We start from the raw sequence: 15697 nt of genomic DNA, 5'->3' as shown, positions 1-15697 counted from the left end.
GGCAGCGCCACCGACATCTATGGTGAAATCGAAGAGGCATTCCGTTTCATCGTCTTTCAGGAGTGCGCCATCTGGCGTCTGCTCAATGACGACCTGGAAGTGGCCCAATTGGCCAAGCGTCAGGCGGACCCCGCCTATGCCCCCTATCTGGGCGAACGCCATGCCCCCGGCACCATCGGCCACGGCCTGGCCGACCCCCGTGGCAGTGTTTGCGTCCGGGGCGCCCGGGTGGACCTGCCCCGCCTGCTGGACCGCCTGCGCCAGTTCTTCCAGGACACCGCCCGCCTGCAGGAGGAGGCTCTGGATTATGCGGACCTGCAACTTCGGGGGGACGGGCTGGTTCAGTGGAAACATGTTCGCACCCGCCAGGTGATTTTCTGCGAGGGATTCCGGGTCCGTCAGAATCCCTGGTTCCACTGGGCGCCGGTGCGACCGTCCAAGGGAGAGATTCTGACGGTGGGCATCCGTCGCAGCCTGCCCGAGGGGGTATTGAATGCCGGCAAATGGCTGATTCCGCTGGGCGAAGGCCGCTACCGCCTGGGCGCGACCTACCGTCGCGATGACAATGACCCCAACCCGACCGAGGCCGGCCGCCGGGAGTTGCTGGATGCGTTCCGCAACCTTTTTCTTGATCCCCCGGAGGTCGAGATTCTCAGTCATGAAGCCGGGGTCCGCCCCGGCAAGACCGACCACCATCCGGTGATCGGGCGCCACCCGGCCCATCCTCAGCTCGCCCTGTTCAATGGCCTGGGCTCCCGTGGTGCCTTGCTGGCCCCCCATTACGCCCGGCTATTGGCCGATAACCTGGAGAAAGGCAGCCCCATCCCCCGTCCCGCCGATGCCCAGTACTGGCACGAGCGGCAGCGGACCGCCACCGGCGGCGACTAGGCCGACAGGAATAAAGCCATGCGACAGCCATTGACCCAGCTGGCCCAGACCTTGATCCGGCCTCGTCTGCAGGCCGGGGACTGTGCCGTGGATGCCACCGTGGGCAATGGCCATGACACCCGTTTTCTGGCCGAGTGTGTGGGCGAAACGGGACAGGTGCTGGGGCTGGATATTCAGGAGGCCGCCATCCGCACCACCGAAGGACGGCTGGCACAGGCCGGGCTGAACGGGCGGGTGCAATTACGGCAATGCGGTCACGAACGCCTGGACCAGGTCTTGCCCGACCACATGCGGGGGCGGCTCAAGGTGGTGATGTTCAATCTCGGTTATCTGCCCGGCGGCGACCATGACATTGTCACCCGCCCCGACACCACCCTGACCGCCATCCGTGCGGCCTGGGACAACCTCTGCGCGGATGGCCTCATAAGTCTGATGATCTACCGGGGACATCGGGGCGGCAAGGATGAATACCAGGCCATTCGACAATGGCTGGATGATTCGGCACTGCCCTGGTCCCGGCCCGACCCCGAAGCCGCTCAGCGACCAGCCACTGCCCCGGTGCTGCTCCACCTCGGCCGAGGCTGAACCCCGGCCGAGGCGGACCGACTAGCTGGCCGGACATTCATGGCCGGCTTCCGCCAGGACCTGGTGGATGCCTTCAAACTCTTCCTGCATCAGGTCGGCAAAGACACCGCCGACAAAAAACCTCGCCCAGCGACCAAAGTAGGTGGAAAACTGCTGCTCCATGGTCACCGACGCCGCCGTGTCACTGTCTTGCGCCTGAAGGCTGATATCGGCGGCAACAGAGAGACCGTCGTGGGTAGAGAACTGATAGCGCAGGAACTCCGGTGCCTGGCTGTCCACCACTTCAAGCTGCAGCCAACGCTGATCGTCGGTCAGGCGCAGCCCCGATGCCTCGCCGCTGTCGCCAATCAGCTCGACCTCGTCCGGTTCCACCGAGCCGAAGATGCTGGACCAGGCGGTAATCCGCTCGGGCTGGTGAAAATGGGCAAAGACGGTCTCCCGATCGGCACAGAATCGTGCCTCACCCTCGCGGGCCGCCGTATCCGGCAGCAGGCCGGTCAGCAATACCAGCAGCACGACAATAATGCCGAGCACAATCCCCACCGTGTAACCCAGTTTCACCGCTCCACCTCCAGGCTGATCAGACACCGTTGTCAGTCAAAATCTTCAATGCGCACATCCACCGGGCGCCTTCCCTTTTCGGTCTGCTCCGCGGCAAAGGCCTCGTTTGCCCGCATGACCCGCAGCACATTGAGACCGGCGATTTTCTTCAGCTCTTCCCGCTCATAGCCCCGGCGCAGCAACTCGGCAAACAGATCCGGATAGGTGGAAACATCCTCCAGGCCCTCCGGGAGACTGGTTATGCCGTCATAGTCACCACCGATACCGATGTACTCGACGCCAATGCGGTCGCGAATGTAATCGATATGGTCGGCCACATCGGCGAGGGTGGCGCGAGGCTCGGGATTGGCGTCATCCCAGGCCTCCAGGCCGGCTTCCACCCGCTGCGGCCGGCCAATGTAAAGCGCTTCCAGGCGGGCCCGTTCCGCCGCCCGCTTGGCACCATGCTCGCGGACCGCTTCACTGACGAATGAGGGCACGAAGGTCACCATCACCACACCGCCATTCTCCGGCAGGCGATCCAGTACATCGTCGGGCACATTGCGGGAATGATCGGTCACCCCCATGGCCGAGGAATGGGAAAAGATCACCGGCGCCTCGGTCACATCCAGCACATCATGCATGGTGGAGGGGGCCACATGGGACAGATCCACCAGCATGCCGATGCGATTCATCTCCTCAATGATGGCCTCGCCAAAAGCGCTCAGCCCGTCATGTTCGGGGTCATCGGTGGCGGCATCGGCCCAATCGGTGTTCTGCCAGTGGGTCAGGGTCATGTAGCGGGCACCCAGGGCATAGAAGGTCCGCAAGGTGGCGATGCTGTTGTCGAGAACGTGTCCGCCTTCCATGCCCAGCAGGGAGGCAATATGACCCTCCTCAAAGGCGGCTTCCAGCTCATCCGCCGTCTCCACGAAGCGCAGTTCATCATGGGAGGCGATCAGACGACGGGCCGCGTCAATCTGCTCCAGCTGGGCGCGGGTGCCTTCCGGACCATCCATGGCCGGGGGGACGTAGACCGACCAGAACTGGCCACCCACCCGACCTTCAAGCAGACGCGGGATGTCGGTGTGCATGGGCGGATCGAGCTCACGGGTGTCACCGGCAAAATCGATCTCGCCGAGGCGGTTGTCCGCCCGCTGGCGGTACTGCCAGGGCACATCGTTGTGGCCATCGATCAGGGGGACGGACTCGAGGATGTCAATGGCCTCGGCGCGGTAATCCCGGGGGGCTTTCTCGGCGACCAGGACCGGGGAAATGGCCAGTCCGGCCGCCACGAGCAGGGCTGTCATGCGATGCATTGTCCACTCCAGCAAGAAAAACAGGGGCCTGATTCTATGCCATCCCGCGCCGGAAGGAAAAAATCGCCCCCAGGCACTTGCAAGTAAGCCGACCACCCCCCCCATTTGGGCAGGATAGCCCAGCCAGGGGCAGCGGCAGACCGGACAAATGGGGACTTGCACATGAGAAATTTACTGTTATACTTCGCTACATCACCTACACGGTAAGTCACATCCGGTGACGCAGGAGTACGAATCATGAGCATCACAGAGATCAAGCGACTGAGCCTGCTGGCCCTGGTGGTCCTGGCACTGGCCGCCTGCCAGCAGGAGGCTCCGGCGGATCAAGGCCAGGATGAGGAGGAAAGCAGCCGCACCAGCGTGCAGGCCGAGGAGCCGAGGCGCGACAGCGTGAGCGCCAATCACCGGACCACGGCGACGCTGCAGGCTGTTCACGACGCCCGGGTTCCGTCCCGTGCCGAGGGCCTGGTCCGGGAACTGCGCGTGGAAGAAGGCGATGCGGTCAAGGCCGGCGAGGTGCTGGCGGTACTGGACGATCGCCGTCGCCGTCTGGAAGTGGAACAGCGGCGTGCCGATCTATCCAGCCTGGAACAGGACTACAAGCGCCAGCAACAGCTGCTTCAGGACCAGCTGGTGAGTTCCGACTCGGTGGAAAAACTGGGCTTTCAGGTCGAAGCCCAGCGTGCCGCTCTCTCCCTGGCCGAGGTGGAGCTTGAGGAAACCCGCATCAAGGCTCCGGTGGACGGGGTGGTATCGGAACGCCATATTCGCATGGGCGACAACGTCAATCCCGGCGATGTGCTGTTCCGGGTGACCGACACCCGCAATCTTGAAGCGGAAGTCCATGTCCCCGAGCGCCTGATGAGCCGTCTGGCCGTGGACCAGCTGGTGGAGATCCGCAGCGATGCCTCCCCGGACCGGGTTCACAGCGGCCGCATCGCCCGCATCAGCCCGGTGGTGGATACCGATTCGGGCACGGTTCGGGCCACTGTTCGGGTGGAAGACAGCAGCGGCCTGCTCCGCCCCGGGGCCTTCGCCCGGGTGCGCATCCTTTATGACACCCGTGATGACGCCCTGATGGTGCCGCGTCAGGCACTGCAATTCGAAAACGGTCGCGCCAGCCTGTTTGTGGTGGAAGACGGGGTCGCCAAGCGCCGTCAGGTGGAGACCGGCCTGAGTGAGGAGGGCTGGGTGGAGATCACTGACGGCCTGAGCGGAGACGAGCCGGTGATCACACTGGGCCACGCCACTCTGCGTGACGGCGCCCGTGTGCGCATCAACGGTGGCCAGGAGAGCAGCAAGCGCCTGGCCGAAACGGGCCGCGGCTGATTCCAGACACGCCCTGCACTGCCCCTTTTGACGAGACAGGAAGCCTGACATGCGACGCAAGACCCTTGGCATTGTGGAACTGGCGACACGGCGACGAGTAACCATGGCCATGATCGCCCTGGGCGTGGTGGTCTTCGGCCTGGTCGCCCAGACCCGGTTGGCGGTCAATCTGCTGCCGGAAATGAGCTACCCCAGCCTCACCGTGCGCACCGAATTGCCCGGCGGCGCACCCCAGGAGGTGGAATACCTGCTGACCCGGCCGGTGGAAGAAGTGCTGGCAACGGTCAGCGGCGTGCGTCGGGTGCAGTCCGTCTCCCGCGCCGGGCAGTCCGATGTGACCCTGGAATTCGCCTGGGGTACTGGCATGGACACCGCAGTGGTGGAGGTACGGGAAAAACTCGACCGCATCAATCTGCCGCTGGAAGCCGAGCGCCCGCTGTTGCTGCGCTTTGACCCCAGCACCGACCCCATTCTCCGTCTGAGCCTGGGCGATGGCCAGGACAACAATCTTGACCGCCTGCGCCGCTATGCCGAGGACCAACTGGGCCGGGAACTGGAGACCGTGGAAGGGGTTGCCGCCATTCGGGTCTCCGGCGGTCTGGACAGTGAAGTCCAGGTACTGGTGGACGACGATCGCATGGCCGCCCTGGGCCTGCAGATTGAAGACATCCGCAATCGCCTGGAATCCGAGAACATCAATGTTTCCAGCGGCAGTCTTTATGAAGGCTCCCGCGAGCTGCTGGTCCGCACCCTCAACCGCTTCGAGAACCTGGATGACATCGAACAGACCGTGGTCGGCCGGCGCGAGGGGGCAACCCTCCGACTGGGTGATATCGCCGAAGTCCGCATGGGCTATCGCGATCGGGAAGCCATTACCCGCCTCAACGGCGAAGAGGCGGTGGAGATCGGCGTCTACCGGGAAGGCGATGCCAACACCGTGCGGGTGGCGGAACTGCTCCGCCAGCACTTGTCCCGCCTGGAGCGGGAACTGCCGGCCGGCATGCAGGTGGAGGTCATTGCCGACCAGTCCACCTTCATTCGCCAGGCGGTGCGGGAAGTGATCTCGGCCGGGGTGATCGGGGGCCTGCTGGCTGCCCTGATGCTGTATCTCTTCCTGGGCAGTGCCCGCCCCACCCTGATCATCGGCATCTCCATTCCCCTGTCGGTGATCGGCACTTTCCTGCTCATGCACGGCACCGGCATCAGCCTCAATGTCATGTCCCTGGGCGGCATCGCGCTGGCAGTGGGCCTGCTGGTGGACAGCGCCATCGTGGTGCTGGAAAGCATTGCCCGACGGCGCGAGGCCGGTGACGATCCGCTCACCGCGGCGCGCCGGGGAACCAGCGAAGTGGGCGGTGCCATCACGGCCTCCACCCTGACCACCATTGCCGTCTTCCTGCCGCTGATCTTCGTGGAAGGCCTGGCCGGACAATTGTTCGGTGACCAGGCCCTGACCATTACCTTCTCCCTCTTGCTGGCCCTGCTGATTGCCCTGGCCGTCATTCCCATGCTCTCGGTGCCCGGCCAGCGGCCGGAATCCGACCTGGAAGAGGCCGAGAAGGCAGACCAGCGCGGCTGGCTGCGTCGCCTGCCCGGGCGCATTGTCGGCGGTACCGGCCTTGGCCTGCTGGTCCTGCTGCGGGGCGCGGCACGGCTGGTGGCGGAAGCCATGCGTGCCCTGCTCTGGCCGCTGCGCAAGCTATTCGACTTTGCCTGGCGACGGGTGGAGAGCAGCTACCCTCATGTCCTCCACTGGTCCCTGGGCAATGCCGGCAAGGTCTGGCTGATCACCCTGGCGGTGGTGGCACTGTCACTGGCCCTGCTGCCCCGGATGGGCACCGAACTCATCCCGGAGGTCAGCCAGGGCGAGTACGACATGATCATCGAACTGCCCCCGGGCACTGGCCTGGACCGTACCGATGACACCCTCCAGGCCCTGCGCCAGGAGCTGGCCGATGACCCCCGGGTGGCGGTGACCGCATCGGTTGCGGGCACCGGCAATCGCCTGGATGCCGCACCCGGTGACGCCGGCGAGAACCATGGTCAGCTAACCGTGCGACTGCATCCGGGGCTGGGTGAAGCCGCCGAGGTGGCCACGGCGGAGCGCCTGCGGGCAGCACTGGACGGTCGTGACGACATCCGCCGCCGCATCGAGGCACCGGCCATCATGCGCTTCGAGCAGCCCCTGGAACTGACCCTGCGATCCGACAGTCTGGAGTCCCTGCAGCAGGCGGCCAACCAGGTCTTTGGGCAGCTTTCCCGGGATGAACGCTTCCGCGACGTGCGCTCTTCCATGGCAGAAGGCTATCCCGAGGTTCGCATTCGTTTCGACCGCGACCGTCTCGCCGGCCTCGGCCTTGATGCCGGGATCGTCGCCCGGCGAGTCGCGGATCATGTGCGCGGCCAGGCCAGCAGCCGCTATTCCCTGCCGGAACGGGAACTGGACATCCTGGTCCGTGGCCGCGAGGAGACCCGCCGCTCCCTGGATGCCTTGAAGGCCCTGCCCATCAATCCGGCCGATCCCCGCAGCCTGCCGCTGGAAGCGGTCGCCGATATCCGGATCGAGACCGGCCCGGTGGAAGTACGCCGTCATTCCCAGCAACGGGTCGCGGTGATTTCCGCCAGCCCCGCCAATGGCGATACCGGCCGCGCCAGCCAGGCACTGGAGCAACTGAGCGCCGAGATGGAGCTGCCCCAGGGCGTGACTGCCCGGGTCTCGGGCCAGAGCGATGAAATGCAGGACGCCTTCACTGCCATGCAACTGGCGCTGCTGCTGTCCATCTTCCTGGTCTATCTGGTCATGGCCTCGCAGTTCGAGTCACTGCTGCACCCCTTCGTCATTCTGTTCACCGTGCCCATGGCGCTGGCCGGGGCGATCATCGGTCTCTGGCTGACCGGCTCCACCATCAGCGTGGTGGTGTTCATCGGCCTGATGATGCTGGGGGGCATCATCGTCAATAACGCCATCGTGCTGGTGGATCGAATCAACCGGAACCGGGCGGATGGTCTGGTCCTGCGCGAAGCCATCAGCGAGGCCGGTCAGACCCGCCTGCGGCCGATTCTGATGACCATGCTCACCACCCTGCTGGGCCTGTTACCCATGGCACTTGGCATGGGCGAAGGGGGCGAATTGCGTGCCCCCATGGCCATTACCGTCATCGGTGGGCTGCTGGTGGGCACCCTGCTCACCCTGATCGTGATCCCGGTCACCTATGAGCGTGTCGAAACCTGGCTACAGGCGAGTCGTCGCCAGGAGGCGCGGGCATGAACCTGACCCGACTGGCACTCAGCCGCCCGGTAACCACCCTCATGCTCTGCCTGTCGGTGGTGGCAGCCGGCCTGGCTGCCACCCGGATGCTGCCCCTGGCCCTACTGCCCGACCTGGATTTTCCGGGTGTTTTCATCCAGGTCCAGGCCCCCGGCATGGGCCCGGAGGAGATGGAACGGGAGGTCCTGCGTCCCATTGAGGAATCCGTGGCCACGCTCAGAGGCATCGACCGCCTGGACAGCACCGCCAACCCCGACCAGGGGGAGGTACGCATCTTCTTCCAGTGGGGCGACGAGATGGGCCCCCGCAACCTGGAGGTCCAGGCCAGAATCGACGCCATCCGGCACGAGCTGCCGGACACCGTGCAAAGAACACGGGTATTCACCGGTTCCACCTCGGATCAGCCCATGCTCACCTTGCGCCTGTCCTCGGACCGGGATCTGTCGCGGGAGTACACCCTGCTGGACCGACACCTGAGGGCCCGCCTGGAACGCATTGAAGGCGTCTCCCAGGTCCAGCTCTACGGCATTCAGCAACCGCGTATCGAAGTACAGCTGGATCCCGACCGACTGGCCAGCCATGGATTCACTGACCGCCAGGTGACTGACATTATCGAGCGCAATCACCAGACGGTGGCCGGTGGCTTGCTGTTCGAGGAGCCAAGGCGCTTACGGGTCCGACCGGATGCCGAGTTTCACAGCCTGGAAGAGATGGCGGCATTGCCCCTGGGCCGGGGTGTGCGGCTGGCTGACGTGGCGGAACTCAAGGAGACCACCGCCGACCTCCGCCTGGTCCGCCTGCTCGACCGGGAACCCTCGGTGGGCCTGAACATCCTGCGGGAATCCGGCGCCAATCTGGTGGATGTGGCCCGACGGGTGAAAAGCGAACTGGAGGATGTTCGCCAGGACCCGGAGTTTGAGGGTATCCGAATATTCGAAATGAACGACGAATCGGTGGCGGTCACCGAATCACTGCGCCAGCTGCTACGGGCCGGTCTCGTCGGTGCCTTGCTGGCACTGGCAGTGCTCTGGTTCTTCCTGCGCTCTTTCCGCACCACGCTGATCGTGGTGGCCACCATTCCCGCCGCCATCGCCTCCAGTCTCGCGGCGATGTATCTGCTCGGCCTGTCACTGAACATTCTTTCCATGATGGGCTTGATGCTGGCCGTGGGCATGCTGGTGGACAATGCCGTGGTGGTCAGCGAGAACATCTTTCGCCACCGCCAGGAAAAGGCACGCAAACCCCTCTCTGCCAGTCTGCGGGGCAGCAGGGAAGTGGGTGTCGCCGTGCTGGCGGGAACGCTGACCACCATCATTGTCTTCCTGCCGCTGATGTTTGGTGGCAACAATGAGATCACCATTTTCCTGCAGCATGTCGCCGCGGCCATCGTGGTGACCCTGCTGGCTTCGCTACTGATTTCCCTGACCCTGATCCCCTTGCTGCTCTCCCGCCTGTCAGCGGGGAAGTCGGCAGAGGATCGGCCCAATCCGGTGGCCGGCCTCGCCCGCCGCTACGGCAAGGCACTCAACTGGAGCCTTCACCGGCCCCGAATGACCCTGGCCATTGGCGCATTGGCCATGGCCTCCATTCTGGTCCCCCTCAATGCGGTACAGACAGAGATGTTCCCCCAGCAGGACAGTCGAACCTTGTGGCTGAACTATCACATTGAGGGCAGCCACCCCCTGGATGACATGCGACGTGCCGTGGAGAAGATCGAAGACCACCTGTACGCCAATCAGGAAGAACTTGACCTGGAGTCGGTTTATTCATGGTACGACAGCGGTCGCGCCCAATCCGGTCTGATCCTCAATACCGGCGACGCGGCCCGTCTGTCAGCCGCGGAAGTCAGGGAACGGGTCATGGAAGATCTGCCCGACATCACGATTGGCAATCCCAGTTTTGATTGGCAGCGCAGTGGCGGTGCCGAAACCCTGACCCTGAGGGTGGAAGGTGAACGCTATGAGGAGATGATGCCCATCGCACGGAACCTTGCCGAACAACTCAGTGGTCTCGAGGGCATCGTTCGCGCCCGCCCGGTCATGGAGAACCGCTCCCAGGAGCTTCAGGTTCGGGTCCGGCCCGAGGCGGCTGAACAACATGAGATCCGTGCCAGGGAGATTGCCGACTCGGTGTCACTGGCCTTGCAGGGACGAAACCTGCGGGCACTTCGCGGTGACGTGGAGGACACTGAACTGAGAGTGATCTACCGGGATGCGGAGCGCCGCTCACTCAATCAACTGGCGGCCTTGCCCATTGCACTGCCCAACGGAGGCAGCGCCCGCCTCGACAGCCTGGCGGAACTGTCTGTGGCCGAGCAGGCCGCGGCCATCCAGCGACAGGACCGGCGCACCGCCGTTCAGATCGAATTTGATCTGGCGCCCGGCATCAACACGGCCACCGCCCAGGAGCGGATCAGAACCGCCATGGATGACGTTCAGTTACCGGCCGGTTATCGCTGGCGTTTCGGTCGCGGATTCGAGCAGGACCAGGAAGCCGTGCAGCAGATGATGCAGAACTTCCTGCTGGCCATCTTTCTGATCTTCATCGTCATGGCGGCGCTGTTCGAGGCCCTGCTGAAACCATTGGCCATTCTCAGCACCATCGCCTTTTCCATCACGGGCGTGTTCTGGTTCTTCCTGTTCACCGGCACCAGCTTCACCTTCATGGCCATGATCGGAATCCTGATTCTCATGGGCGTGGTGGTGAACAATGGCATTGTCCTGGTGAACCATGTCAATCAGCTTCGCTGGAAAGGCATGAGCATGCATGATGCCCTCTACCATGGCAGCCTGCATCGCTTCCGGCCCATCCTCATGACCGTGGCCACAACCATCCTCGCCCTGCTGCCCCTGGCCATCGGTGATGCCGCCCTGGCCGGCGACGGGCCTTCCTACCAGCCCATGGCGCGAGCGGTCATTGGCGGCCTGGCCTTCTCCACCGTGGTCAGCCTGTTCCTGCTGCCGGCCCTCTACATACTGTTGGACCGCAGTGGCCACAGAGCCAGCCGCGCCTGGAAGCGTGCTGGTAACATGGTTGGCGTCAATCGGACTGCATGAATGGGGATAGCGGGTATGAAAGCGGCATATTACATTGTGGGGATCGTGCTGATATTGCTTGGGATCTGGATAGTCGGTGGGCAGTTCCTGCCTGATCGCCATGAAGCGGAAGTGAGTGAACGGTACTGCCATGACCAGGACCAGCTCGAGCAGGCCCTCTCGGACCCGGAGCACCTGGCCCAATGGCTATTGCCCAATGGCCCTGAAGCGACCATCAAGAGCAGCCAGGGCATTCACAGCATTCGCTGGGTGGAAAATGATGAACGAGCCCTGGAAGTGACGGTACGTGAAGAAGAATCAGCCGGTGACTATCGCTATGAGTACGGCGTGGCGCCCTATTTCCAGGTTGAGGCCAGGTCACGAATCGGCCCGACCGAAGATGGCGGTGAGCACATTGTCACCCTTCAGGCTTTTACTGAACTGGAAACGATCAGCGGCCGCTGGTTCATGATCACTCCCGAGGTACGGCGCTGGATGGAGCTGCCCCATCAGACATTTGAAGAAGCAGTGGAACTCCATCACGGGCTGCTTCAAGATCATCTGGAGAGCCATTTCGGGCAATGCCCAGGCCAGGAAAGCTCCGACTGATTCCCGGCGGCATGAACCGGGGCGTTACTGAATTCAACAAATAAAGGAACCTTTGATCAGAGGTTCCTAAACACAAAAGGGATCCATCAATGCGACTGTTTCGACTCTGCCTTGCCTTTCTTGCCCTCTCGATGACGGGCAACCTCCATGCCTTCGATAAGGCGCAGAGCCATCTGGATGAGTGGCGGCCGGATCTGGCCCTGGAACATCTTGAGACCATTCGGGATGAAGACAGCGCCCATTGGCATCGCATGAAGGGCATTACCCTGTTGGCGCTGGAGGAAAACGAACGCGGTCTGGAAAATCTGGAAAAGGCTGTCAGCCTGGAACCCGAGGACGGCAGCAACCACTGGTATCTGGTGGGTGGCTTGCTCGCGCAACTGGATGACAGCGGCATCATGAGCCAGGTGCGCCTTGCCCGGCAGATCCGCAACAGCATGGAGGCAGCGGTGGAACAGTCCCCGGACAATCCCGAGTACCGTTTCGGCCTGATGCAGTTTCACCTGGGTGCTCCGCGCATCATCGGCGGCAGCAATCGACGGGCCCGTCAGGGACGGGATGCGCTGAAGGAGATGGATGAGTACTGGGGCCTTGCCGCCGAGGCCATTTTCCTGCTGGACGATGACCAGGGTGAAGCCGGGCTGGAAATGATGCGGGCTGCCTGGAACAACGGTGAAGGCGTGGAAATGATGGGAATGAGCATCGCCTTCAATGCCATCACCCACGAACACTGGGAGCTGGCCTACGAGACCCTTAGCCGCATCCTCGAGCTAGAGCCCGAGCAATACTCGGCGGCTTATCAAATGGGTCGTCTGGCTGCCCTGTCAGGCAAATGGCTGGACGAGGGCCAGCAGGCTCTGGAGGTCTACAGCAATCTGCCCTTCATCACTCCGGGCAGCCCCAGCCGGGCAGCGGCCTTCTGGCGCCTTGGGGAGATTGATCAGCACCGAGGCGAGATGGATGCGGCCAAGCATAACTTCAGGATGGCCCTGGAACTGGACCCGGATCATGACGATGCCCGCGAGGCAATGGAGAAGCTGGAGGCATCACTCCAGGCGGGGGATGATGAAACCGGCGGCGAGGAGTACGGCAAGGATGCCGAAGAGAATGCCGAGGCGGATGAACAGTTGCTTGTTTGAGATATTCCGATTGCTCATGCTCAAAACTCCGGTCGGGTTTCGCGGACCTGACGTGGCGTCATCCGCGGTTCGCGAAGCTCACTGACTTCTTCGGGTTTGATGGACTGAAAATCCTGGGGCAGGGCATCTTCCCCGCCCCAGGCATGAATACTGTGGTTGATGATGGCGGCAACGTTCTCGTCCGACAGGCGCGCGAAGCCCGGCATGACGCCGCCGTAACGCTCACCCCGAATTTCGATCTCGCCACCCAGACCCCAGAGGATCACGCGGATGAAATACTCTCGCCCGCCCTCGGCCTGAACCAGTTCAGGGGCATGGCCAGCCAGGGGAGGGAAAGTGCCGGCCAGGCCCTGGCCATCGCTCTGGTGGCAGGCCCGGCACTGACGTTCATAAAGTGCCGCGCCCTCGGGATAGGCCGAAGCCATGATCCGTGCCTCACGCTCCTCGGCATCCCCCGCAGGCCCTTCACAGGCGATTGGAATAAACGCCAGGGGCAGCGACAGCAGAGCAAGTTTTCTAGCGTTCATCCACCATCTCCTTTACGGCCTCAACGGGAATCGCCTCCATGTGATGGCCGTCTCGCCCCGTCATGCTTTCCGCCTTCAGAAGGCTGTTGAGAATGGCCTCCTCGGTGGCTTCCACCACGGCCATGAACAGCGGATCCATGGCCCGATCCGGCAACACCTCGCGGCTGCGACCGCTGGCCGGGCTGTCATGATCAATGCGCTGGGCGTTGGAAAAGGCGACGACGAAATCACCCGATCCGTTGCTCATGAAACCGCCCACGCGGCCAATCCCCAGGGGGGCCCGCTTGGCCATGCGTTCCAGATTGCGCTCACTGACCGGCGCATCCGTGGCGATGATGATCATGATGGAACCGGCCTCGGCTTCGGGGGCCAGGTCCAGCTCGAGCCCGGTTTCCAGTTCGTCCCGAAAACGGTAATTACCCAGGCGCTCTCCTACCCGCAGGCCGTCCATGGTCAATACGCCGCCGAAATTCGACTGCACCAGAATGCCCACCGTGTGACCGCCCAGGGTCGCCGGCAGGGTGCGGGAGGCCGTGCCAATGCCCGCCTTCCAGCCCAGGGCGCGGGTGCCCGTGCCGGCACCCACATTGCCTTCCGCCACTAATCCCCCCTCAGCGGACTCTATGGCCGAAAACACATGCTGGGGGCGTATGGACTGATCCCGGATCTCATTGAGATAGCCGTCATTGGTCTCGCCCACGACCACATTCACCGAGCGCACATCCTCATTGTCTTCCTGGTCCAGGGTCCAGCGGACCCCGGCCTGAACCGCGGTGCCCACGCTGAGGGTGTTGGTGAGCAGTATGGGAGACTCCAGCGCACCCAGTTCCCGGACCTGCTCGAAGCCGGCCGCCTTGCCGAAGCCGTTGGCCGTGTAGACAGCGGCGGGGACCTTCGCACGAAAGAGATTGCCCTCATGGGGCAGCACGGCGGTGACTCCGGTGCGGATGTCTTCACCGGACACCAGAGAGACATGCCCGACACGAACGCCCTCCACATCGGTGATCGCATTCAACTCACCCGTCGGCAGCACACCCGGTGCCAGGCCGATATCCCGGGCCCGAGGCCGGTCATCGGCCAGCAGCGGTTGGCAGATCGCCAGACCCAAAGCAATTGCGATAAAAAACAGTAACTTCCTGTTCACACGACCCCCGAAAGAAAACAGTCATTGCATACAGGGGGACAGAGTCTAACGCAGATCAGGTCCCCACCGCCTCCCGCCGGTCGGCGGACTTGCGTGGCAGCGATGGGCGGGGAATAGTGTCTTTATGGAAATAGCGATTCTTTATCAAGACGAGCAGTTGGTGGCGGTGCACAAACCATCGGGGCTCCTGGTCCACCGAAGCCCCCTCTCCCGGGACCGGGTCTACTTGCTGCAAACGTTGCGCGACCAGTTGGGGCGGCGGCTTTACCCGGTCCATCGCCTGGACCGGGCCACCTCCGGCGTGCTGGTCTTCGCCTTCGACGCCGAGACCGCCCATGCCCTCAACCAGGCATTCACCGAGCAGCGGGTGGAGAAAACGTATCTGGCCATCGTCCGTGGTTGGCCAGAGCCGCCCGAGGGGCATATCGACCGCCCGGTGCGGGACGATGACCGCGAGGCGCACCGGGAGGCCGCCAGCGATTATCGTCGTTTGGCCACCGCCACCCTGCCGGTGGCCAACCGTCGCTACCCCACCTCCCGCTACGCCCTGGTGGGCCTGTGGCCGAAAACCGGCCGCCGCCATCAGTTGCGCATCCACATGGAAAGAATCAGCTACCCCATCATCGGCGACACCACCCATGGCGACGGCGAACACAACCGTATCTTCCGGGAACATCTTGGCCTTGACCGTCTCATGCTCCACGCCCTCTCCCTGCGCCTGCCCCATCCGGCCGAGCCCGACCAGATCCTTGACTTACGTGCCCAACCGGGCGACCAGTTCGCCCTCGCCCTGGAACGGCTGGGCATGGCGGAGATCTCGGAGATTTTTTGTGGCAAAATTTTGGAGTGGGAATCAGCCTCGGGCGCGAAGCAGGCAAATCATATAAGGGAGGGGAGAACATGATCGGCCATGGGTTTGGTTTGGTAGTATCCTTGCTTGCCGCAATATTTTTCTGGTTTGCCAACAATAACCCTGGCTTTGCCATGGCTTTTGCCCTGGTCGCCGCTGGGACTTCCCTTGACTTGATCCGTATTCGTCGACGGAAGCTATTCGAAGAGAGAGACACTGATGTTTCGGCTTCTGAAATCCCACTCGAACGAATACTCCTCTGGAGCCGTCACACCTTGATGGGGCTGGGTCTGGCTATCGCGGTTACAGCATTCGTGTTGATGGACTGACCGCCGCGACTCGCCAATCGAAAGGCCCTCTGTGCTCTCTGCGAATCCTCTGCGCCCTCTGTGTCAAAAATCCAGAGCCAGAACCTGGCAACCGTCTCTCAGCGATCAACACGGCCCACCCAATACAACTCTCTT

The 15697-nt window shown here is 63.1% G+C and carries 13 protein-coding genes; 9 read left to right on the top strand and 4 right to left on the bottom strand.

What is annotated here, in order from left to right; all coding sequences use genetic code 11:
- On the top strand, nt 1–888 hold an 888-nt coding region (locus tag ACJWXQ_RS06470), incomplete at its 5' end, for an NAD(P)/FAD-dependent oxidoreductase (protein WP_406672402.1).
- 18 nt (nt 889–906) lie between these two features.
- Nucleotides 907–1473 carry a class I SAM-dependent methyltransferase gene (locus tag ACJWXQ_RS06465; protein WP_346051308.1) on the top strand — a complete coding sequence of 189 codons (567 nt, stop codon included), beginning with the start codon at nt 907–909 and terminating at the stop codon, nt 1471–1473.
- A 21-nt stretch (nt 1474–1494) separates the two neighbouring features.
- Here ACJWXQ_RS06465 and ACJWXQ_RS06460 read toward each other — a convergent pair whose 3' ends face one another.
- Nucleotides 1495–2034 carry an SRPBCC family protein gene (locus ACJWXQ_RS06460; protein ID WP_346051306.1) on the bottom strand — a complete coding sequence of 180 codons (540 nt, stop codon included), beginning with the start codon at nt 2032–2034 and terminating at the stop codon, nt 1495–1497.
- 32 nt (nt 2035–2066) lie between these two features.
- Nucleotides 2067–3332: a dipeptidase gene (locus tag ACJWXQ_RS06455; protein WP_406672401.1), complete on the bottom strand. Its 1266-nt coding sequence runs from the start codon at nt 3330–3332 to the stop codon at nt 2067–2069.
- Between the two features lie 237 nt (nt 3333–3569).
- Here ACJWXQ_RS06455 and ACJWXQ_RS06450 point away from each other — a divergent pair, with 237 nt between their 5' ends.
- The 5 genes from ACJWXQ_RS06450 to ACJWXQ_RS06430 all read left to right on the top strand — a co-directional run bounded on the left by ACJWXQ_RS06450 (nt 3570) and on the right by ACJWXQ_RS06430 (nt 12712).
- On the top strand, nt 3570–4661 hold the full coding sequence (locus ACJWXQ_RS06450) for an efflux RND transporter periplasmic adaptor subunit (protein WP_346051302.1): 1092 nt from the start codon (nt 3570–3572) through the stop codon (nt 4659–4661).
- 49 nt (nt 4662–4710) lie between these two features.
- Nucleotides 4711–7929, top strand: a complete 3219-nt coding sequence (locus ACJWXQ_RS06445) for an efflux RND transporter permease subunit (protein WP_406672400.1) — start codon at nt 4711–4713, stop codon at nt 7927–7929.
- Complete coding sequence (locus ACJWXQ_RS06440) at nt 7926–10985, top strand: efflux RND transporter permease subunit (protein ID WP_346051299.1); 3060 nt, start codon at nt 7926–7928, stop codon at nt 10983–10985. Before ACJWXQ_RS06445 ends, ACJWXQ_RS06440 begins: the two co-directional genes overlap by 4 nt.
- A gap of 15 nt (nt 10986–11000) precedes the next feature.
- The gene (locus tag ACJWXQ_RS06435) at nt 11001–11573 is read left to right on the top strand and encodes a hypothetical protein (RefSeq protein ID WP_346051297.1); all 573 of its coding nucleotides are present in this window, start codon (nt 11001–11003) and stop codon (nt 11571–11573) included.
- Nucleotides 11574–11662: 89 nt separating this feature from the next.
- Nucleotides 11663–12712: a tetratricopeptide repeat protein gene (locus tag ACJWXQ_RS06430; protein WP_406672399.1), complete on the top strand. Its 1050-nt coding sequence runs from the start codon at nt 11663–11665 to the stop codon at nt 12710–12712.
- A 20-nt stretch (nt 12713–12732) separates the two neighbouring features.
- Here ACJWXQ_RS06430 and ACJWXQ_RS06425 read toward each other — a convergent pair whose 3' ends face one another.
- Nucleotides 12733–13239 (bottom strand): cytochrome c, encoded by a 507-nt coding sequence (locus ACJWXQ_RS06425; protein ID WP_346051294.1) that lies wholly within the window; start codon nt 13237–13239, stop codon nt 12733–12735.
- Nucleotides 13229–14383 carry a P1 family peptidase gene (locus ACJWXQ_RS06420; protein ID WP_346051292.1) on the bottom strand — a complete coding sequence of 385 codons (1155 nt, stop codon included), beginning with the start codon at nt 14381–14383 and terminating at the stop codon, nt 13229–13231. The genes ACJWXQ_RS06425 and ACJWXQ_RS06420 overlap by 11 nt, the downstream gene beginning before the upstream one ends.
- A 124-nt stretch (nt 14384–14507) precedes the next feature.
- Here ACJWXQ_RS06420 and ACJWXQ_RS06415 point away from each other — a divergent pair, with 124 nt between their 5' ends.
- Nucleotides 14508–15287, top strand: a complete 780-nt coding sequence (locus ACJWXQ_RS06415) for a pseudouridine synthase (protein ID WP_346051290.1) — start codon at nt 14508–14510, stop codon at nt 15285–15287.
- A complete protein-coding gene (locus ACJWXQ_RS06410) occupies nt 15284–15562 on the top strand; it encodes a hypothetical protein (protein ID WP_346051288.1) in 279 nt (92 codons plus the stop codon). The genes ACJWXQ_RS06415 and ACJWXQ_RS06410 overlap by 4 nt, the downstream gene beginning before the upstream one ends.
- The last annotated feature ends 135 nt before the right edge of the window (nt 15563–15697 follow it).

It is taken from the genome of Natronospira sp., from assembly GCF_007134575.1.
GTDB classification, from domain to species: Bacteria; Pseudomonadota; Gammaproteobacteria; order Natronospirales; family Natronospiraceae; genus Natronospira; species Natronospira elongata.
This window is presented reverse-complemented; position numbering and strand designations above follow the sequence as displayed.